The 17,968-nt window shown below is 56.8% G+C and carries 19 protein-coding genes; 8 read left to right on the top strand and 11 right to left on the bottom strand.

The genetic code is table 11. From position 1 onward, the window contains the following. Positions 1 to 350: 350 nt before the first annotated feature. Both GSQ86_RS22220 and GSQ86_RS22215 read right to left on the bottom strand, forming a co-directional pair. Positions 351 to 803, bottom strand: a complete 453-nt coding sequence (locus GSQ86_RS22220) for a DUF1569 domain-containing protein (protein ID WP_158752324.1) — start codon at positions 801 to 803, stop codon at positions 351 to 353. A gap of 176 nt (positions 804 to 979) precedes the next feature. Further along, positions 980 to 1,861 carry an alpha/beta fold hydrolase gene (locus GSQ86_RS22215; protein ID WP_158752323.1) on the bottom strand — a complete coding sequence of 294 codons (882 nt, stop codon included), beginning with the start codon at positions 1,859 to 1,861 and terminating at the stop codon, positions 980 to 982. Positions 1,862 to 1,987: 126 nt separating this feature from the next. On the opposite strand from GSQ86_RS22215, the gene GSQ86_RS22210 reads away from it, so the two are divergent. Next, a complete protein-coding gene (locus GSQ86_RS22210; protein WP_158752322.1) occupies positions 1,988 to 2,596 on the top strand; it encodes an ABATE domain-containing protein in 609 nt (202 codons plus the stop codon). Between the two features lie 7 nt (positions 2,597 to 2,603). On the opposite strand, the gene msrB is transcribed toward GSQ86_RS22210, so the two are convergent. After that, a complete protein-coding gene (gene msrB / locus GSQ86_RS22205; RefSeq protein WP_158752321.1) occupies positions 2,604 to 3,209 on the bottom strand; it encodes a peptide-methionine (R)-S-oxide reductase MsrB in 606 nt (201 codons plus the stop codon). A gap of 146 nt (positions 3,210 to 3,355) precedes the next feature. Here msrB and GSQ86_RS22200 point away from each other — a divergent pair, with 146 nt between their 5' ends. The 5 genes from GSQ86_RS22200 to GSQ86_RS22180 all read left to right on the top strand — a co-directional run bounded on the left by GSQ86_RS22200 (position 3,356) and on the right by GSQ86_RS22180 (position 7,282). After that, positions 3,356 to 3,679, top strand: a complete 324-nt coding sequence (locus GSQ86_RS22200) for a helix-turn-helix transcriptional regulator (RefSeq protein ID WP_158752320.1) — start codon at positions 3,356 to 3,358, stop codon at positions 3,677 to 3,679. Next, the gene (locus tag GSQ86_RS22195) at positions 3,669 to 4,160 is read left to right on the top strand and encodes an SRPBCC family protein (RefSeq protein ID WP_158752319.1); all 492 of its coding nucleotides are present in this window, start codon (positions 3,669 to 3,671) and stop codon (positions 4,158 to 4,160) included. The genes GSQ86_RS22200 and GSQ86_RS22195 overlap by 11 nt, the downstream gene beginning before the upstream one ends. After that, a complete protein-coding gene (locus GSQ86_RS22190; protein ID WP_158752318.1) occupies positions 4,157 to 4,510 on the top strand; it encodes a hypothetical protein in 354 nt (117 codons plus the stop codon). Before GSQ86_RS22195 ends, GSQ86_RS22190 begins: the two co-directional genes overlap by 4 nt. A 70-nt stretch (positions 4,511 to 4,580) precedes the next feature. Then, on the top strand, positions 4,581 to 6,620 hold the full coding sequence (gene thrS, locus GSQ86_RS22185) for a threonine--tRNA ligase (protein ID WP_158752317.1): 2,040 nt from the start codon (positions 4,581 to 4,583) through the stop codon (positions 6,618 to 6,620). A 92-nt stretch (positions 6,621 to 6,712) separates the two neighbouring features. Beyond that, positions 6,713 to 7,282: a DinB family protein gene (locus GSQ86_RS22180; RefSeq protein WP_158752316.1), complete on the top strand. Its 570-nt coding sequence runs from the start codon at positions 6,713 to 6,715 to the stop codon at positions 7,280 to 7,282. Positions 7,283 to 7,348: 66 nt separating this feature from the next. Here the strand turns inward: GSQ86_RS22180 and GSQ86_RS22175 are convergent, their stop codons facing one another. The 8 genes from GSQ86_RS22175 to rpmH all read right to left on the bottom strand — a co-directional run bounded on the left by GSQ86_RS22175 (position 7,349) and on the right by rpmH (position 15,606). Beyond that, entirely contained in the window at positions 7,349 to 8,839 is a 1,491-nt protein-coding gene (locus GSQ86_RS22175; RefSeq protein WP_254062555.1) for a YXWGXW repeat-containing protein, read from the bottom strand. Positions 8,840 to 9,002: 163 nt separating this feature from the next. Next, complete coding sequence (gene ahcY / locus GSQ86_RS22170; protein WP_158752315.1) at positions 9,003 to 10,430, bottom strand: adenosylhomocysteinase; 1,428 nt, start codon at positions 10,428 to 10,430, stop codon at positions 9,003 to 9,005. Between the two features lie 444 nt (positions 10,431 to 10,874). Continuing rightward, the gene (mnmE, locus tag GSQ86_RS22165; RefSeq protein WP_158752314.1) at positions 10,875 to 12,248 is read right to left on the bottom strand and encodes a tRNA uridine-5-carboxymethylaminomethyl(34) synthesis GTPase MnmE; all 1,374 of its coding nucleotides are present in this window, start codon (positions 12,246 to 12,248) and stop codon (positions 10,875 to 10,877) included. A 3-nt stretch (positions 12,249 to 12,251) separates the two neighbouring features. Further along, on the bottom strand, positions 12,252 to 12,779 hold the full coding sequence (locus GSQ86_RS22160) for a R3H domain-containing nucleic acid-binding protein (protein ID WP_158752313.1): 528 nt from the start codon (positions 12,777 to 12,779) through the stop codon (positions 12,252 to 12,254). Positions 12,780 to 12,894: 115 nt separating this feature from the next. Then, positions 12,895 to 14,649 (bottom strand): membrane protein insertase YidC, encoded by a 1,755-nt coding sequence (gene yidC, locus GSQ86_RS22155; RefSeq protein WP_158752312.1) that lies wholly within the window; start codon positions 14,647 to 14,649, stop codon positions 12,895 to 12,897. A gap of 9 nt (positions 14,650 to 14,658) precedes the next feature. Beyond that, complete coding sequence (gene yidD / locus GSQ86_RS22150; protein WP_158752311.1) at positions 14,659 to 14,988, bottom strand: membrane protein insertion efficiency factor YidD; 330 nt, start codon at positions 14,986 to 14,988, stop codon at positions 14,659 to 14,661. After that, positions 14,985 to 15,395, bottom strand: a complete 411-nt coding sequence (gene rnpA, locus GSQ86_RS22145; protein WP_158752310.1) for a ribonuclease P protein component — start codon at positions 15,393 to 15,395, stop codon at positions 14,985 to 14,987. Before rnpA ends, yidD begins: the two co-directional genes overlap by 4 nt. Before the next feature lie 55 nt (positions 15,396 to 15,450). Next, positions 15,451 to 15,606 (bottom strand): 50S ribosomal protein L34, encoded by a 156-nt coding sequence (gene rpmH / locus GSQ86_RS22140; RefSeq protein ID WP_158752309.1) that lies wholly within the window; start codon positions 15,604 to 15,606, stop codon positions 15,451 to 15,453. 425 nt (positions 15,607 to 16,031) lie between these two features. Between rpmH and dnaA the strand changes: the two genes are divergently transcribed. Both dnaA and GSQ86_RS22130 read left to right on the top strand, forming a co-directional pair. Beyond that, positions 16,032 to 17,468 carry a chromosomal replication initiator protein DnaA gene (dnaA, locus tag GSQ86_RS22135; RefSeq protein WP_158752493.1) on the top strand — a complete coding sequence of 479 codons (1,437 nt, stop codon included), beginning with the start codon at positions 16,032 to 16,034 and terminating at the stop codon, positions 17,466 to 17,468. A gap of 163 nt (positions 17,469 to 17,631) precedes the next feature. Continuing rightward, positions 17,632 to 17,886, top strand: coding sequence for a GlsB/YeaQ/YmgE family stress response membrane protein (locus GSQ86_RS22130; RefSeq protein ID WP_158752308.1), 255 nt, complete (start codon positions 17,632 to 17,634; stop codon positions 17,884 to 17,886). Positions 17,887 to 17,968 lie beyond the last annotated feature (82 nt).

Below are 17,968 nucleotides of genomic sequence, written 5' to 3'. Positions count from 1 at the left end.
TATCTTATTGATTCTTATAATCTTATTTTGCTTATAGTATTTTCAACGACTTACGGGGTAATCGGCCTGAGTGGTTACTTTCGCTGAAGACAAATTCTCTTCCTATATCCAGAATAGCAATTTTCTTCATAATTTCGGCAGTCTAGTGGCCGCGATCAACCTATTTGGAATCAGCAATATAGAGCTGGGTGACGGCAGCGGGGGCTTGACAAGATTTTCGTGTCCGTAGCCGAAGGGTGTCTTCGGCGAAAGATTTCGGATTTTACGCCTAGTGGGGTCGGCGATGACGACCAATCAGGGCAAAGTACAAGCACCAGGACGCCTCCGCCAGCGAATTTTTAGAATTGGCGCTACATACCAAACTGTCGCAGATGATGATCCAGATGTTTGTACATCCACATAGACCATTCGTCTGGCGTGAGCTTTCCAAAGAAAGCATGCGGATGTGTGGTGCAGCCTGCGGGACCGGCGGTTGAAAAGCGGTCGATCAGCCGGCTCAGGCGTTCGCGTTCCGCTCCCAGCTCGCGGTCGTCGTTCACGACGAGCTCTTTGACCGTAGGCGAATTCCGGCGCATCGGCGCTTCCTCACGAAATGCCTTCGGCTTGATGATTGGCCCGAGAATCCTGCTGATCAGCACCCGCGGTGGACGGATGTTGCCGAGCGCCATCTCCAGCCCTGCCGAACAATGAGCCATCGCCTGTGCTGGGTTCATCGAGCCCCACTGTCGTCTACTATCCGGCTGCAGCTGGCCGACCCGCTGCTTCACTTCTTCCACAGTCGCTGCTTCGAAAAGATTCTTCATACGAAAAGACGGCCACCTCAAACAAAGCATGGTGGCCGTCTGCATCTGCCACGTGAAACTATATATTCTAATATAGGAATATATGTCAAGACTCTGGCTCAGTGACCGGTCCACGGAGGCACTTTCGCAGCCGCCTTCGTGGACCAGTTTTCATTCCTGAATTGCGTAGTAACGAGTCACTGCAACAGGTTAAAGATTGCTGTTGCGATCTCATCGACGTGGGTTTCGAGGGCGAAGTGGCCGGTATCGAGCAGCGTAACAGTAGCTTTGGGGATATCGCGGCGGTAAGCTTCTGCGCCTGCCGGCAGGAAGAAGGGATCGTTCTTTCCCCAGATAGCAAGCAGAGGGGGCTGCGAGTCGCGAAAATATTTCTGGAATGTGGGGTAGAGAGCGACGTTGCTGGCATAGTTGAGGAAGATGTCGAGCTGGATTTCCTTGATGCCGGGGCGATCGAGCAGGGCTGCGTCGAGCGTGTAAGACTCGGGCACGACCTGCTCTGGATTGGCGACACCGTGGGTGTATTGCCAGCGCGTTGCGTCGAGGGTGAGGAACTGCTCTAAGGCAGCACGGTTTTCTGCCGTGGGCGCCTCCCAGTATTTCTGGATCGGGTTCCAGGCATCGCTCAAGCCTTCCTCATAGGCGTTGCCGTTTTGCGAGATGATGCCGGTGATGCGCTCGGGATGAGCAATTGCCAGGCGGAAACCGACGGGTGCGCCGTAATCGAAGACATAGATGGCATATTTCGTGAGCTTGAGCGCGTCGACGAACGCGCCGATGGTCTTAGCGAGCGAATCAAAAGTGTAGGTGTAATTGCGTGCCTCGGGCACGACAGTGAAGCCGAAGCCGGGTAGATCGGGCGCGATGACACGATAGCGCGAGGCCAGCCGGGGAATGAGCTCGCGATACATGTGCGAAGAGGATGGGAAACCGTGCAGCAGCAGAACGACCGGCGCATCCGCGCGACCGGCTTCGCGGTAGAAGACGTCCACGCCGTCGGCATGAACGGTGTGGAAGGAAGTGCGGGCGACGGGATAAGGCTGAGATGAAACTTCTGGCATGGCAGGCTCCTGGTGACTGGTGGATTTGTAACCCCTTATAAGCTAAAATATAGGTTACACGATTATGAGACTGTTGTAACCTTCATTCGGATACATAAAAAGTTACACCTTTCTCGAGGAGCTTCTATGGGTAGCGTGAAATCAGCGGGTCAGCTTCCGTCCAGCACCTTTCCGGACCAGGAGTTCGTGGGCGATGATCCGGTGATGGACATGCTCAACACAGTTGCCAGGCCAGTGGACGAGCTGGTGGATTTCTGGCAGAGCGACGGCGATGTGGTTCGCTGGATGGCGCGTGCGGGATGGATAGATGGAGATGCGGCGCGACACCTGCGGCCCGGCAAACTGCTGGAGGCGGCGCGCCAGCTTCGCGAGACGGGGCGAAGGCTGGTGATGCAGCGGAAGAACGGCAAACGGCTCGATCTTACGGAACTGAACGATTTTCTTAGTCAGGGGAGAAGCTACTGCGAGCTGACGCAGCCAAAAATCGGACACCCTGTTGTCGTGCGTCGGTATGAGAGCAAGACGGCGGAGCAATGGCTTGCTCCGCTCGCCGAGGCGGCGGCCGAGTTTCTCGCAACGGCAGATTTCGATCTGGTGCGCGGCTGCGAGGGCGATGGGTGCGTACTGTGGTTTTATGACCGCACGAAATCGCATCGGCGGCGATGGTGCAGCATGCGCGTGTGCGGAAACCGCCACAAGGTGGCTTCGTACCGATCGAGGAATAGCGATCTCTGAGTCTCGATTATGTCTTCATGAAGTGCATCGATGCAGAGTTCATGCAGTAGCGCAGACCGGTCGGATCCGGCCCATCATTGAAAACATGTCCAAGGTGGCCTTCGCAGCGCACGCATTTGACTTCGGTGCGTTCGACTAATAAGGAATTATCCGCGACTTCAACTATGTTTTCCTTCGCAATTGGCGCCCAGAAGCTTGGCCAGCCAGTCCCGGAGTCGAATTTTGTCTGCGAGCTGAAGAGCGCGGTGTCACAGCAGACACAGCGAAAGATGCCATGGCCGTGCTCATTCCAGGTGACGCCTGTGTATGGCATCTCTGTATCCGCCCTGCGCGCGATATCGAAAGAGTTGTTGCCCAATTGCTGACGCCACTCGGCGTCTGTTTTCACAATCTTTGCGACTGTCTGCCTGCCGAGGCTTTTTCCATCATTGCTGAAGTTGGCGATTATGACCTCGCCTGGAGTGCCATGTACTGCCGTTTCGGCCTCTATGGCAGGAGATTTTCGCAGCCCAAGGACGGCGAAAGATGCTGCAACTGTCGCGCAGCCGGCAAGGAAGACTCGTCGGGTCATCTTCTTTGCCCGGTCATCGCGGCTTACATCTGAATCAAACATTGTCGACTCCTGCTGCTTTATCCGACGAGGATTGATGCGGAAGGTTACAGGTGACTTGATCCGCGAAGGCCCTTCCTCAACTGCGTTTGTGGCTTATCAAAAGACTCTTGACAAGTCTTTATTTGGTTAGTTATTACTTACGGTAAGTGGATGCTTACCTTCAATCCGGATGCGAGGCGCTGGGCGACGGGACACGGTTTGCCATCTTTCGCGCTTTGATTGAACGGCCGCAGTCGGTGGGCGAGTTGGCCGGGCACTTTCCGGTGAGCCGCCCGGCAGTTTCACAGCACCTGCGTATCTTGAAGCAGGCCGGGCTAGTGAGGGACCGCAAGGAAGGGACGCGTCGCATTTACGCTGCCGATGCGGAGGGAGTGGCTCGTCTTCGGCTGGAGCTCGATCTTTTATGGGGTGATGCTCTGGCTGCTTTCAAAGCGGCCGCGGAGCGATGGGAGGAACCGCATGTCATCTGAAGCTGTTTTGGCCCCGGTATTGAAAACTGTCGTCGTTGGCGCGCCGCAGGCGAAGGCCTTCAAAATCTTTACGGAGTTTTTCGGCGGATGGTGGCCTTCGACCCATCACATCGGCAAGCAGCCTTACGAGACGGCGATTCTGGAAGGCAAGCTAGGCGGTCGCTGGTATGAACGCGCAACGGACGGTACGGAGTGCGAATGGGGCAAGGTACTGGCGTGGGAGCCACCGGCGAAGGTGGTGCTGTCGTGGCATCTGCAGCCGGACTGGCAGTATGACCCTGATCCGGCAAAGGCGAGCGAGGTTGAGGTGCGGTTTATCCCGGAGTCGGAGGCATCGACGCGGGTGGAGCTGGAGCATCGCTGCCTGGAGCGGCATGGTGCGGGCGCGGCCAAGATGCGCGAGGGTGTCGATGGCGGCTGGCCTGAGATAGTGGAGCGGTTCTCGAATTTTGTAGCGGAGCACCGCGAGAACATTCGATGAAGACGGTAGACCGAATTTTCGGATGGCTGTTGCTGCTCGGTGGATTTGGTCATGGACTGGGGAGTTTGCAGGCATATGGCCACAAGCCGGAGCTTTTGCTGTGGGCGGAATGCACGACACTTGCCGGATGGCTGCTGGCAGCACTGAACCTGCTGCGCGTGGGACGTCCTGCTGACCGCACCCTGGCCTGGGTGAGCTTTGCCGGGTGCCTGGGATGGGCGATTATGGCGGTGGCGTTTGGGAGGCTGATCGAAAACATGCTGGATTTTCGCGCGCTGATCAATCTGATTCTGGCTTTGGGACTGGCTGGTTTCAGCCTGCGAACGGCGATCAGCCGGGTACCCGCATAGAGCATTTCTGTGCGGCTACCTGCTAGCATGGATGAGATAAAGACCGAGGTTTTCGCAGTTATCTCATCTTATGAGTGCATCAGAAAAATCCATTCGAATTCAGCTTCCCGACGGCTCCGTAAAAGAACTTCCCGCAGGATCGACCCCGTTTGATGTGGCCAACGGCATTTCGCCGCGCCTCGCTGCAGCCGCCGTTGTGGCGCGCATCAAGCCGTTGCACGCTGCAGCTACTGCCGCGAACGACGATGAAACGCACAGCGAAGCAGCCATGTATGGATCGGAAGACCCGCAGGCCGAGCGCCTGGTGGATCTCAGCACGCCTCTGAATGAGGACGTGTCGCTGCAGCTTTTGACTGAAAAAGATCCAGACGCGCTCAAGGTTGTTCGCCACTCTGCCGCGCATGTGATGGCAACGGCGGTGCTTGAGCTGTTTCCTGAAACAAAGCTTGGTCACGGCCCGGCTACCGATTCCGGATTCTTCTATGACTTTTATCGTCCGACGCCGTTTACGCCCGAAGACCTGAAGCTGATTGAAGGCCGCATGGCTGAGGTGGTTGCGCGCGATCAGAAGTTTGTTCGCGAGTGGGAGCCGCGCGAAGAAGGGCTTGCGCGCTTTAAGGCTGAGAACGACTTCATGAAGATGCACTTCATCGAGCGCTTCACCAAGCCGGGCGAAGAGATTTCGCTATACCGCAATGGCGCGTTTGTGGACTTCTGCCGTGGCCCGCATGTGCCATCAACCGGCCGTGTGAAGGCGGTGAAGCTGACGAATCTTGCAGGAGCTTATTGGCTTGGCGACGAGAAAAATCCGCAGCTGCAACGCATTTACGGCACGGCATTTTTCTCAAAGAAAGAGCTGGATGAGCACTTCGCACGACTGGAAGAAGCGGCCAAGCGCGATCATCGCGTGCTGGGCAAGCAGCTCGACCTGTTTTCGATTCAAGAGCTTGCTGGAGCGGGCCTGATCTTCTGGCATCCGAAGGGTGCGATGATCCGCAAGATCATGGAAGACTGGATGCGCGAAGAATGTATCCGTCGCGGTTACGATATGGTCTACACGCCACACGTGATGCGCGTGAACCTGTGGCAGACCAGCGGACACGAAGGATTTTACTCGCAGAATTTCTTCACCAAGATGGAGTTGGACGACGCCGACTATCGGTTGAAGCCGATGAACTGTCCCGGCCACATCCTCATCTACAAGAACTCGCCCAAGAGCTATCGCGATCTGCCGGTTCGTTATGCGGAGCTGGGGAATGTCTACCGTTATGAGCGCTCGGGCACGATGCACGGTCTGTTGCGCGTGCGTGGTTTTACGCAGGATGATGCGCACATCTTCTGCACTCCGGAACAGATCGAAGAAGAAGTGGCTGCCTGCATCGATTTTGCCCAGGCTGTGCTCAAGACATTCGGATTCAATGATTTCAAGGTCGAGCTTTCCACCTGGGATCCGAAGGATCGCCAGAGTTATGCCGGGTCGGATGAAAAATGGGAGCTTGCGATTTCATCGCTCGAAAATGTGCTGAAGCGGAAGGGTATTCCGTACAAGACTATTCCGGGCGAAGCGGCGTTTTACGGGCCGAAGATCGATATCAAGCTGGTCGATGTGCTGGGCAGGTTATGGCAGCTTTCGACGGTGCAATTCGACTTCAATCTGCCGGCACGTTTTGAGCTTGAATATGTCGGCGAAGATGGCGAGCGGCATCAGCCTGTGATGGTGCATCGCGCGCTCTTCGGTTCCGTCGAGCGTTTCTTCGGAGTTCTGATCGAGCACTATGCCGGTGCGTTTCCGTTGTGGCTGGCTCCGGTGCAGGTCGGGCTCGTGCCTATCAGTGAGCGCCATCTGGAATATGCACAAAAAGTGCAGCAACAGTTACAAAAGGCCGGACTACGCGTAGAGCTGGACAGTCGCAACGAAAAAATGAACGCGAAGATTCGGGACTTCACGATGCAAAAGGTTCCTTACGTCCTCATCATGGGAGATAAGGAAGCCGAGGCGAATGCGGTGAGCGTGCGCACGCGCGGTAAGGGCGATCAGGGTTCTACTCCGCTCGATACGTTTATTGCCAATAGCGTGAAGCTGATTGAAGACAAAGCCGTCGAGTTATAGGCGTGGCTTAACGTAATTTTCTCCTTGGGGCGAAGTAGAGCAGCTTCGCGCTTCGCCCAGGATCACACTACTGTTGGCTGGAAAGGGTGACTATGCGTTACTCGTACACAGCGATTCCGGAGAGCTTGATTCCCCGCGCCGTACAGCCGCTCTTTCAACATTTGCTCGACACGTATGTAAGCGAGACCAACAAAGTTGTGTCTACCTGGCGCATCTTTTCTGATGCCGATCTCGATTACAGGCCACATCCGAAATCCAGCAGTGTGCGAGATATCTTCAAGCATCAATTGCTCTCCGAGCGCCGCTTCTTTGGAGAATTTCTTGCTACGCCTGAGCCAGCACCGGAAACCGTACTGCCGCCAGCTCTTGACGTTGAAAGCGCGACAGCGCGGTTTGTTGAACTGGCGGTTGCGCGGCTCGCCTTCTTCGCGAAACAGGAAGGTGAATGGTGGATGGAGACGGTTCCCTTCTTCGATGTACAACGCCAGCGTATCTGGATTTTCTGGCGCCGCGTTCTTCACACTGCACATCACCGCACTCAACTCACTGTTTATTTGCGGATGCTCGATAAAGAAGTGCCTTCCACGTACGGTCCCACGGCAGATGTGAGCTGGCAGGGCGCTGACCCTACGAATTCAGTAGAAGCTGCAGGCAGGCGCTGACTCTTTAGCCAAAAAATATGGCGGACAAGGAACAACTTGTCCGCCTATACCTAAGTAACCCGCGACTCAGTGAGGATGCTCTTCGTGAGGCTGCTCCGGGTGCTGAGCTGGCGCTGGATGATTTTCCGGTCGAGCTTCCGGAGCAGGACGGCTCTCTGGCCGAGGTGCTGGCTGAGTATGTTGCTGCTGCGGTGCCGGACGCGCTGCAGGCGCTGGATGGTTCTCTGGTTGGGGCCGCGCCTGCGGCTCATGCTGTTGCGGTTGTGGCTGCGGGCGCGATTCTGGACGAGGCGCTGCCGGAGCAGGGTGAGTTTCCGGATGCGCTGTTGGCTGCACATGTTGCTGCGGCGCCGGTTGCGGGCGAGTTTCCGGATGCTGTGGAGGAGCATGGGTTTCCGGACGAGCCGTTTGCATCTGTTCCGGATGCTGAGGCGTCGGGGCAGGATGATTTTCCGGATGTGGCTGATTGCTCGGGCGATTTGGCTCTGCCTGACGAGCGAATCCGGGGTTAGCCACGCCACGTACGGGCGGCTGTGCCGCAGGAGCATGGTAAGGCGTAGCTAAAGGGCGGGCAAGAGCTACGTTCTCCGGACGCCCATGGTTCGTATTGAAGAACTGCGCACGGTCCTGACTTGCCTGACGGGCGTGCTGTGTCTGGGCGGTAAGCGGAGGCAAGTGGCGCTCATGAGATGCCTGCAATTCTGCCGGTGTGGGGCGTACCGTGAGGCCGCCTCGGCCGCCGTTATAGGCAACTCGTGAATTGTTGTAGTTATTGATAGTCACATTGTTGATCGTCACGTTGTGGACATAGACATTTTTAACTACTGTGGTATTTACGTTCGTGATCGACCGGTTGTAGTAGAAGTTGTCGTGGTTCCAATAGCCGCCGTAGTAGCCGCTGCCCACATAACCGTGGCCGTAGTTGATGCCGCCGTAATAGCCGATGTGCGGACCCCAATAGCCATGATTCCAACCATAGTGGTTATTGCCCCAGCCCCAGTAGCCCGGCGTCCAAAGTGCACCGACATAGGGTGCGATGACCCACACACCGGGCACCCAGTAATATCCGGCTGGCTGGTAGTTCCAATAGCCTGGCGTCCAGATGTAGTTTGATCCGGGGCAAGCCGGCTGGTCATAAACCGGAAGCGGCGGAGGCGGCTGTGGGGCATAAACCGGCTGCTGCACGGCGGTCTGGTCGTAGTACGCACTCTGATCGGAGCTGACATCCGATGCGGGAACGGTGTTGTCCTCGGGATAGCTGGTTGCTTCCTGATCTGGTGGCGGAGGCGGAACATTGTCGCTTGCACCGGAGGCTGGAGCAGACGCAGGAGCTGCGGCGGTGGTTGCACGCGGCGCGGTGGTGGTACTCTCATTCGCCGGCGCCGACTGATCGGCCGGGGCCATATTCGCGCTCGCCGGATCGGCATTTGGATCCTGGCCCTGGCTCTGATCAGCTGGGGCAGGTGTTGCGTTATCTGCTTGCTTGTTACATCCGACAACTGTCGAAAAAAGAACTGCGGCAACCAGGGCCGCTCCACATACATCTAGCTTGCGCATCGAAATCTTTCTCCAATGCGCTTAGATGCACTTTTGCTGAAAAAGTCGTGGTGTGGGTCGCGTGAAAGAGCTTCTGCCAATCATCCGGCACAAGACTGCCGTATACAAAAGAGGCGGCCGGAGTGATTGAATCATCTCCGGCCGCTCTCTTTAGATCAGACGATCAATAACGGTAATGATCGGGCTTGTACGGGCCTTCCTGCGAAACACCCAGATACTCAGCCTGCTTGGGAGTGAGTGTCGTGAGCTTTACGCCAATCTTTTCCAGGTGCAGGCGAGCCACTTCCTCGTCGAGCTTCTTCGGCAGCGTATATACGTCAATGTTGTAGACGTCCTTATTCTTCCAAAGATCAATCTGCGCCAGAGTCTGATTGGCAAAGCTGTTGCTCATCACAAAGCTCGGGTGTCCGGTAGCACAGCCCAGATTCACCAGGCGGCCTTCCGCCAACACAAAGATGCTGTTTCCTTTAGGAAAGGTGTACTGGTCTACCTGCGGCTTGATGTTGATCTTCTTAACGCCAGCTTCTTCGTTGAGGCGATCCATCTGGATCTCATTGTCGAAGTGGCCGATGTTGCAGACGATCGCCTGATCCTTCATCGCCTTCATGTGTTCGAGGGTAATGACATCGAGATTGCCGGTGCAGGTGACGTAGATGTCGCCGCGTCCAAGGGTGTCCTCGATGGGAGCGACTTCAAAACCTTCCATCGCAGCCTGCAGCGCGTTGATCGGATCGATCTCGGTGACGATGACGCGGGCGCCCATACCTCGCAGCGAGTGCGCCGAGCCTTTGCCTACATCGCCATACCCGCAGATCACGGCGACCTTGCCCGCAACCATGACGTCAGTGGCGCGCTTGATGCCGTCGGCCAGCGACTCACGGCAGCCGTAGAGGTTGTCGAACTTTGACTTCGTTACCGAGTCGTTCACGTTGATGGCAGGAATCAGCAGCTTGCCCTGTTCCTTCATCTTGTAGAGACGATGCACACCCGTGGTCGTCTCTTCAGAGACGCCGCGCCATTCCTTCACAACGTTATGCCAGTGCTGCGGATTCTCTGCATGAACGCGCTTCAGGAGGTCCTTGATAACCTGCTCTTCGTGATTTGAAGATGGCGTGTTGACCCAGTTATCGCCTTCTTCCAGCTCATACCCTTTATGGATGAGCAGCGTGACGTCGCCGCCGTCATCGACAACAAGTTGCGGGCCTGTGCCGTCGGGGTGCGAGAGCGCCTTGTAGGTGCAGTCCCAATACTCTTCGAGTGACTCGCCCTTCCAGGCGAAGACAGGAATGCCGGCGGCGGCGATGGCGGCAGCAGCATGATCCTGCGTGGAGAAAATGTTGCAGCTTGCCCAGCGCACGTCGGCACCGAGATCGGTCAAGGTCTCAATGAGCACAGCAGTCTGGATCGTCATGTGCAGCGAGCCGGTAACGCGAACTCCAGCCAAAGGCTTTTCCGCAGCGTACTTGCGCCGGATCGACATCAGGCCGGGCATCTCGTGCTCGGCTATCGAAATTTCTTTACGTCCCCAGTCAGCCAGGGACATATCCGCGACTTTATAGTCAGCAGCACGTTCCAATGTTGCAGTTGCCATTTTGGATTACCTCGTTTTCCGGATAGCGGATCTCTACGACACATCCTAGTTTATCGAAAATCGCAGTTTAACCCGATAAATTCACTGGTATTGGCTGATTCCGGGGCAGCCTTCCGATAAAAAAGGGCTGAAATCGGCGTTCACGATCCCGTAACCTATACAGATTCGGCTTTAACAAGCCCGGGTTTTGAACTGTGCGTGCAATTTGAGCCGTCCGATACTGCTTTATGACGCGCCATTTTCTCGCCCTTCCACGTAGTCGTTTGTCCTCTGCAAAAAGAGGTCGGTCAAGGTGGTGGATCTCGGATGAAAGCGCTGAATCACCGAGAGACATGGACTCCAGCCATGCAGCGTGTGCTGGCTGCGGATGGGAAGAATCCTTGCTATCTCTGGATCATAGGCGCGAAATAAGTCTTCCTGTGCACATGACTGCGGAAAGCCACATTACTTTCCGATACAGAAGGTGGAGAAGATCAGGTTCAGAACGTCGTCAGGAGTGGTCTCGCCGGTCAGGGCGTCGAGTTGGCGAAGGGCTGCGTAGAGATCGAGCAGCAGCATCTCGTGGGGGATTTTATTATTCACCGCTGCTTTCGCGGCTGTAAGACCTTCGAGCGCGGTAGAGACTGCCTGCTGCTGACGCAGGTTGGTCAGCATGCCGTCTTCGCTTGCAGCACTTGAGCCTCGGATGAGCTGCAGGATGGCGCTCCGCAGATTTTCGATACCTTCACCAGTGAGAGCCGATGTCGGTACAGTAGCTGCTGTGCTTTCTGGAGTAACGACGTTGGAAGCCAGGTCGGATTTATTGCGAACGACGATGGCACGACGGTCCGACACGGAGGCGATCAGGCTGGCATCCTCTGCACTCATCTGAGCGGAGCCGTCGAGGACTACGAGCACCAGATCGGCATCGGCCAGAGCTTCGCGCGATTTCTGAATTCCGATGGACTCGACGGTGTCGTCGGAATCGCGCAGGCCAGCGGTATCCACAAACTTGATGGGGATGCCGCCAATTGCAACTGTTTCAGTTACTAAATCGCGCGTGGTTCCGGCGATGGGCGTCACGATGGCGCGTTCGCGTTCTACCAGACGATTAAAAAGCGACGACTTGCCGACATTCGGGCGACCCACGATGGCGAGCGCCAGACCGGAATGGATGATTCTGCCCTGCTCGAATGACTGCGCCAGCTCTGCCAGCGGTTTTTCTATCGCGGTGATTCGGGCGATGATCTGCGCGTCGGGGGTTATGTCGATATCGTCCTCAGCGAAATCGATACCCGCCTCCAGCACAGCGATCAATTCCATCAGGGTTTGCTTGACCGGCTGGATGCGGCGTGAGAGCGCTCCGCCTAGTTGCTGCGCTGCGACACGCGCCTGATAGAGCGTTTGCGATTCGATCAGGTCACGCACCGCTTCGGCCTGCGTGAGATCGATGCGCCCGGAAAGAAAAGCGCGCTCGGTAAATTCACCGGGATTGGCGAGTCTCGCGCCGCGAGCGAGTGATTGCCTTACGAGCAGATCGAGAATGACGGGCGAGCCGTGCGCGGCGATCTCGACGATGTCCTCGCTTGTGTAGGAATTGGGCGCGGCGAAGTAAGTGACGACGGCTTCGTCGAGTTTCTGTTGTGTCTCGGGATCGAGAACCTCGGCAAATTTCGCTCGCGCGTGTTCGAGACCGCTGCGCAGATTCAGTTGGGGTAGAGCGATTTCCTGCGCGCGAGGACCAGAGAGGCGCACGATGCCGATGCCTCCACGCCCGGGCGGCGTGGATATGGCGACAATGGTTTCGTTTTGAAGAGCGGGTTTTGCTTCAGAGTGCACGAGCTATCTGCGGGACCGCTCCCTGGCGTGCTCATATCCTTTGGGATACGCAACAACAAATCGCCGCAATCCTTCGCCGCTTGAAGATGTTTCGAGATCGCCGTAGCCGCGGAATGCAAGATGCAGCATACGGCGCTCGCGCGAGCTCATGGGCGCAAAGCTGTAGGGCTGGCCGGTACGGCGGACTTTTTCTGCGGCTGTCTCTGCGGCGAGCTTGAGCTCGCGGGCCCGCAGAGCTTTGAAATTATGCGCGTCGAATGAGACTTTATCGTGCTCTTCGGGATCGAGCCGGATGATCTTCGCGGCTACGTGTTCGAGCGACCGCAGCAGCTCTCCGCCGCGCTGAGTCAGCATCCCGGCATCGGGGCCAGCCAGTTCGACATAAATCTCGCGTGCTTCCAGCCCATCCGGATCGGCAGCACCTGCGCCCGCAGTGATGCGGTACTTCAAGCGGAGGTCGCCGAGAGTGGTGAGTGTTTTGAGGAATGCGGCAATCTTCTGAGCTGCGGCAGAATAGTCATCAATTGGCATCGACCTAGTATCTCACCGGTTACTGTGATCGTGGCAAACGCCTCACCCTGAGTTAACGAAAAAAGGTGCCTGATCTCTCAGACACCTTCGTAACGTATCGTGCGATTTTCCAGTTCTATTTTCGAAGAGCCGGAGCTTTGCCTGCCTTCTTGGCCGCGCGGCGTGCTGCGATCTCGCGTACTTCCCGGCCCATCTTGGTGCGGTTCATGGCCATCTGCTGCACGATGCCAAGAATGTTGCTGCCGGCCCAGTACAGTGCCAGTCCGGAGCCAATGTTCCAGGTCATGAAGCCGAAGACCGCAGGCATGGTGAAGGCCATCATGCGCTGCTGCGCGGGATCGACGCCGGGCGATGGGGTGAGCCATTGCACCAGGAACATCGAGACGATGAAGAAGATCGGCAGAATGTGCAGCGGGTCCGGAGCTGAGAGATCAGGCAGCCAGAGCCAGTGCGCCTGGCGCAGCTCGATCACGTTGCCGAGCATGCGGTAAAAGGCGAAGAGCAGCGGCCATTGGATCAGCATTGGAATACAGCCGCCGAACATGTTCACGCCTTCGCGCTTCTGCAGCTCGAAAACTTCTTTATTCATTTCCTGGCGACGCGGATCGGTGGTCTTGTACTTCGCGTACTTGGCCTTCACGGCATCCATCTGCGGCTGAATACGCTGCATTTTCAGCGATGACTTCATCATCTGGAAGCGCGTCGGCAGCATGGCCACGTTCAGGATGACAGTGAGAATCAGGATCGCCCATCCCCACTCGCCGGTAACGTGGTCGTGCAGGAACTTCAGGATCACGAAGAGCGGCTTGGAAATGACGCCCCACATGCCGAAGCTGACGGTCTTTTCAAGGGTGGGGCCGCCGTTTGCCGGGATCGCTCCAAGGACTTCGAGTGCTTTGGGGCCGGCAAAAAGCTGCACGCTGTAAGGCTGCGCAGTCCCCATGGCCGCGCCCAGCACAGGAGCCTGCTCGATGTGGCTTGGATCAGGCTTCTTGCGGTTCTGCGGAATGGGCAGCGTGTTGTGCAGGCTTACCAGGTCAAGATTCTTCGGCGAGTCGGGAAGGAAGACCGCCGTAAAGTAGAGGTCGCTGACACCCGCCCAGTTGAAAGGGCCGTGGAGCGTCTCGCCGCCGACTACTTTCTTCAGGGCAATTTGATCGGACTTGCCATCCTGAGCCGTATCGAGTGTAGTGCCGGTAGCGAATTGCGGCAGAGTCGTCTGATCGCCAAAGCCCGAAGGCCATGAGAGCAGAGCCGCTACGGGCGCGCCGTTCTGCGTAACCGAAACCTCGGCGTGAATCACATAGCTTGAATCGAATTTAAAGGTCTTGTGGACAGCGAGTCCGCCAGAGGAATAATCGAAGCTGAGCGTTCCGGGAGCCGCGATATTTCCTGTCGATGAAGGAACGAACATCGCCTGTTGCAGGCGGTCGCGCATACCTTCGTCATAGGTAAATAGGGACAGTGGATAGCCGAACTTCGCGGCAGCGGCCTGGTTGACCAGATCGAGAGGCTTGCCGTCATCATCCTTATACTTCTTCAGTATCCACGATTTGACCTGCGCTCCACGGTTGGAAAAAGTAATGCGGTAGAGTTCGTTTTCGACGACGGTCGTCGATTCCGCAGCGGCCTGGGTGGCGCTTGCCGCATTGTCTGCCGAAACAGGAGATGCGGAAGTGGGCGGGAGCGCCGATGAAGCCGGTGTTGCCGCTTGCTGCTGTGTCTGGGGGGCGGGCGGCGTCGCTGGCTTCTTCGGCTTAAAATACTGCAGCCCGAGAAACAACACGAGGAAAATTGCGGTGAAGACCAGCATGGTCTTTGAGTCACCACCGACGCCGCCCTGCTGATTGGGATTTTTTATTTCTGCCAAGAGTGCTTCCTATAATCTCGAATCGTGTGAAGTGTGCGCTTCTTTTATGGTAACTGGCGCATGGGAACTGTGCTTGAAAGAGCGCTTTGCCAGAACTGGATCGAAACCGCCGTGGCTTCCCGGATGGCAGCGTGCGATGCGACGGAGCGCCATCCATCCTCCACGCATCCAGCCGTGCTCATGGAGCGCGATGGCGGCGTATTCGGAGCAGGTGGGCTGGAAGCGGCATGCGCCTCCGGTCATTCCGGCACCCGCATGCAGCACCGGCGAGAGAACTAATTTGTAGAAAGAATGCACGACGGCTGTAAGAGATACGCGGGAAGCTGGGGCGCGGTTCATGCGCGCGGCTCCGACGTTGTCTTCTTGAGAGCGATTTCGACTGTCTGAAATACGCGCCCCACCTCAACCTCAAGGCGGGAAAATTCCATAGCGATCACGCTCTTGCGAGGATGAAGGATGACATCGACATCGGACTGAAGATGCGCGAGATTTTTGCGTACCGCTTCGCGCATGCGACGCTTGATGCGATTGCGCTCGACCGCCTTGCCCAGTACTCGGCCAGCGGTGAGACCCACCCTTGGCCCTGAAGCCGCGGAAGGCTCCGCGACGCGGGGCATGAAAAAATATGTCATTGATGCAGAAAAACACTTCCGGCTCGCCTGGTACACGCGTTGATAGTCGGCATGTTTGCTCAGGCGCGCGCCACGCAATGTGCATGGCGTTCGGAGGGAAGCTTCTTCCTGCATAGTTGTTTTCTGATTTCGACCTGGCGGGAGGGCCAGGCGAAAGAAAGGCTGGAGACTAGTCGCGGTAGCCTGCGCTGACAGAGACGCGCTTGCGGCCCTTGGCGCGGCGGCGCGAAAGAACGGCTGCTCCGCTCTTAGTCTTCATGCGGCTGCGAAACCCGTGGGTCTTCGCGCGGCGACGGCGATTCGGTTGAAATGTGCGCTTCGGCATGGAACTGCGCTCCTGAAAATCTTCAATGAAATAGGGTGCCGTCAACCGAGCGGAAAAAGACTCGGTGCAGCAATTTCTGAGTATACCTCATCCCCGCCAGAACCGCAAAACATGCGGTCCGGACCCGCTTTTTCACAACCCCTGGTGCAAAAAAAAATAGATGTACGATTTGTGCCGAAAGTAAGGTTTAAAGCCTGTTTAAATGTGCTAGTATCGGCAGCGTTCATAGAGATTTTTCTGCACGTCTTGCTGCTTAAAATGATCGGATCGTGAGGGCGAACGCTGCTCTCATCAAAGAAGCTCCTGGCACACCAGAGCGCCCTAATGTCCCGGGCTTGTAGACCTGGGAAGGGATGCTGTTTTTTATTCTGGCCCTGGTGGAGTTACTGGATCACTGGCAGCAGACGCCGCGCGAAGGAAATACGATGTCTTTTGTTCCCACGGCCCCCACGACCCTCAACCCCTGGGTGCGCATTCTTGGAGCACTCGAAAAGAAGATCAGCCGACAGGCGTTCGACAACTGGTTGAAGCCCACCCGGTTCAGCCATATCAACGGCAAGAAGCTCTTCGTCCGGATTCCCACGCCGAACTTCCAGCATGTAGGCGAGCGCTACGGCGACCTGATCCAGGAAGCCATCGACAACCTGCAACTGGAGTTCGATGAAGTCAACTTCATCACGGCGGAAGAAGACCCGACGCTTGTCCGCGTTCGCGAAGACGGCGGATTTGCGCCTGTCCCTACCCATGCGGCCACCGCCCCGCAGAATGGGTCACGCGATGGAGCATCCCGCGGAGTGGCACGGCCCGGCAATCCGCAGCAGGGCCGCTTCGACTGGTCCTCTGCCGCGCAGCTCAATCCGCGCTATACGTTTGACGCTTTCGTCATCGGCGCGGGCAACCAGTTCGCGCGTGCCGCGGCTGAAGCGGTCGCGGAAAAGCCTTCGAAGGCCTACAATCCGCTCTTTCTTTATGGCGGCGTGGGGATGGGCAAGACCCACCTGATGCATGCGATCGGCCATGAAGTAAAGCGGCGCGAACCCCAGGCTTCGATCTGCTACGTATCGAGTGAGAAGTTCACGAACGAGATGATCAACTCGCTGCGCTACGACAGGATGACGAGCTTCCGCGACAAGTTCCGCACCGTGGACCTGCTGTTGATCGACGATATCCAGTTCCTGGCGCAAAAGGAGCGCACTCAGGAGGAGTTCTTCCATACCTTCAACGCGCTGCACGAGAACATGAAGCAGATCGTCATCGCCTCGGACCGTCCGCCGAAGGAATTGGCTGAGATTGAGGACCGTTTGCGCTCGCGCTTCGAGTGGGGATTGATTGCCGACATTCAGCCGCCCGATCTTGAGACGAAGGTGGCAATCCTTCAGAAGAAAGCGGAAAACGATCACGTTACGCTTCCGGTCGATGTGGCCCTTTTTGTGGCGTCGAATGTACGGACGAACGTGCGTGAGCTGGAAGGCGCGCTCACACGCCTCTTTGCCTGGTGCAGCATGAGCGGTTTTGAAATTACCTTGCCGGCAGCGCAGCAGTGCCTCAAGCAGTTCATTGACACGCAGGTACGCAAGATTACGATTGAAGCGATTCAGCGTGCCGTGGCCGAGCAGTTTGGCATGCGCGTGGCCGAGCTGAAGCAGAAGAACAACTCGCGTGCGGTGGTGGTTCCGCGTCAGATTGCCATGTACCTGGCCAAGACAATGACCGAAGCTTCGCTGCCGGAGATCGGCCGCCAGTTCGGAGGCAAGCATCACACGACGGTCATGCATTCGATCGGCAAGATCGACGAGCAGCGCCGAGCAGATAAGGATCTGAACCGCATGATCAACAAGTTGCAGGAGACGCTCAACAGCTAGGCCATATCAGGAGATCCTTCCGACGGGATCCTCTCGCGTTTGGGCTCCTGATTGTTTTCTTGAAACTCACTTTGTTTTGCGCTAATGTTCCGGCGCCACACAAAACGCAGGTAGATTGTCTGTTCCGTGCGCCTGCGCCTCAGAAAATGAAGGGAGTTTTTGCATGTTCGCCATTATCTGGTGGATTATCGTAGGCCTCATTGCCGGTTGGATTACCGGCAAACTGATGAAGGGCAGCGGCTATGGGACGATTATGGATATTATCGTCGGCATCGTCGGCGCCGTTATTGGCGGCTTCATCATGCGCGCACTGGGCTTTACCGGCCAAGGCGGAATGATCTATACCATCATCATCGCCGTCGTCGGGGCCGTCATTCTGACCTTCCTGCTACGACTTATTACCGGTAAGAAAGCCTGACAAGCCATGAGCCGGGCGCATGGAACAGACTCCATGCGTCCTGACTTGCGCTTGGGACGATGTAGTCGAGTCACTAGAGTTT

It is taken from the genome of Acidobacterium sp. S8 (assembly GCF_009765985.1).
GTDB lineage: Bacteria > Acidobacteriota > Terriglobia > Terriglobales > Acidobacteriaceae > Alloacidobacterium.
Note: the sequence above shows the minus strand (reverse complement) of the source record. Positions and strands in the feature narration are given on the sequence as shown.

Excerpts from the sequence above, each read along its gene's own strand:
- GSQ86_RS22160 (WP_158752313.1), bottom strand. The coding sequence starts at position 12,779 with ATGCCAATTGATGACTATTCTGCCGCAGCTCAGAAGATTGCCGCATTC.
- GSQ86_RS22210 (WP_158752322.1), top strand. The coding sequence starts at position 1,988 with ATGGGTAGCGTGAAATCAGCGGGTCAGCTTCCGTCCAGCACCTTTCCG.
- dnaA (WP_158752493.1), top strand. The coding sequence starts at position 16,032 with ATGTCTTTTGTTCCCACGGCCCCCACGACCCTCAACCCCTGGGTGCGC.
- rnpA (WP_158752310.1), bottom strand. The coding sequence starts at position 15,395 with ATGCAGGAAGAAGCTTCCCTCCGAACGCCATGCACATTGCGTGGCGCG.
- GSQ86_RS22175 (WP_254062555.1), bottom strand. The coding sequence starts at position 8,839 with ATGCGCAAGCTAGATGTATGTGGAGCGGCCCTGGTTGCCGCAGTTCTT.
- GSQ86_RS22180 (WP_158752316.1), top strand. The coding sequence starts at position 6,713 with ATGCGTTACTCGTACACAGCGATTCCGGAGAGCTTGATTCCCCGCGCC.
- GSQ86_RS22130 (WP_158752308.1), top strand. The coding sequence starts at position 17,632 with ATGTTCGCCATTATCTGGTGGATTATCGTAGGCCTCATTGCCGGTTGG.
- thrS (WP_158752317.1), top strand. The coding sequence starts at position 4,581 with ATGAGTGCATCAGAAAAATCCATTCGAATTCAGCTTCCCGACGGCTCC.
- yidD (WP_158752311.1), bottom strand. The coding sequence starts at position 14,988 with ATGAACCGCGCCCCAGCTTCCCGCGTATCTCTTACAGCCGTCGTGCAT.
- msrB (WP_158752321.1), bottom strand. The coding sequence starts at position 3,209 with ATGTTTGATTCAGATGTAAGCCGCGATGACCGGGCAAAGAAGATGACC.
- GSQ86_RS22220 (WP_158752324.1), bottom strand. The coding sequence starts at position 803 with ATGAAGAATCTTTTCGAAGCAGCGACTGTGGAAGAAGTGAAGCAGCGG.
- GSQ86_RS22190 (WP_158752318.1), top strand. The coding sequence starts at position 4,157 with ATGAAGACGGTAGACCGAATTTTCGGATGGCTGTTGCTGCTCGGTGGA.
- rpmH (WP_158752309.1), bottom strand. The coding sequence starts at position 15,606 with ATGCCGAAGCGCACATTTCAACCGAATCGCCGTCGCCGCGCGAAGACC.
- ahcY (WP_158752315.1), bottom strand. The coding sequence starts at position 10,430 with ATGGCAACTGCAACATTGGAACGTGCTGCTGACTATAAAGTCGCGGAT.
- GSQ86_RS22195 (WP_158752319.1), top strand. The coding sequence starts at position 3,669 with ATGTCATCTGAAGCTGTTTTGGCCCCGGTATTGAAAACTGTCGTCGTT.
- GSQ86_RS22215 (WP_158752323.1), bottom strand. The coding sequence starts at position 1,861 with ATGCCAGAAGTTTCATCTCAGCCTTATCCCGTCGCCCGCACTTCCTTC.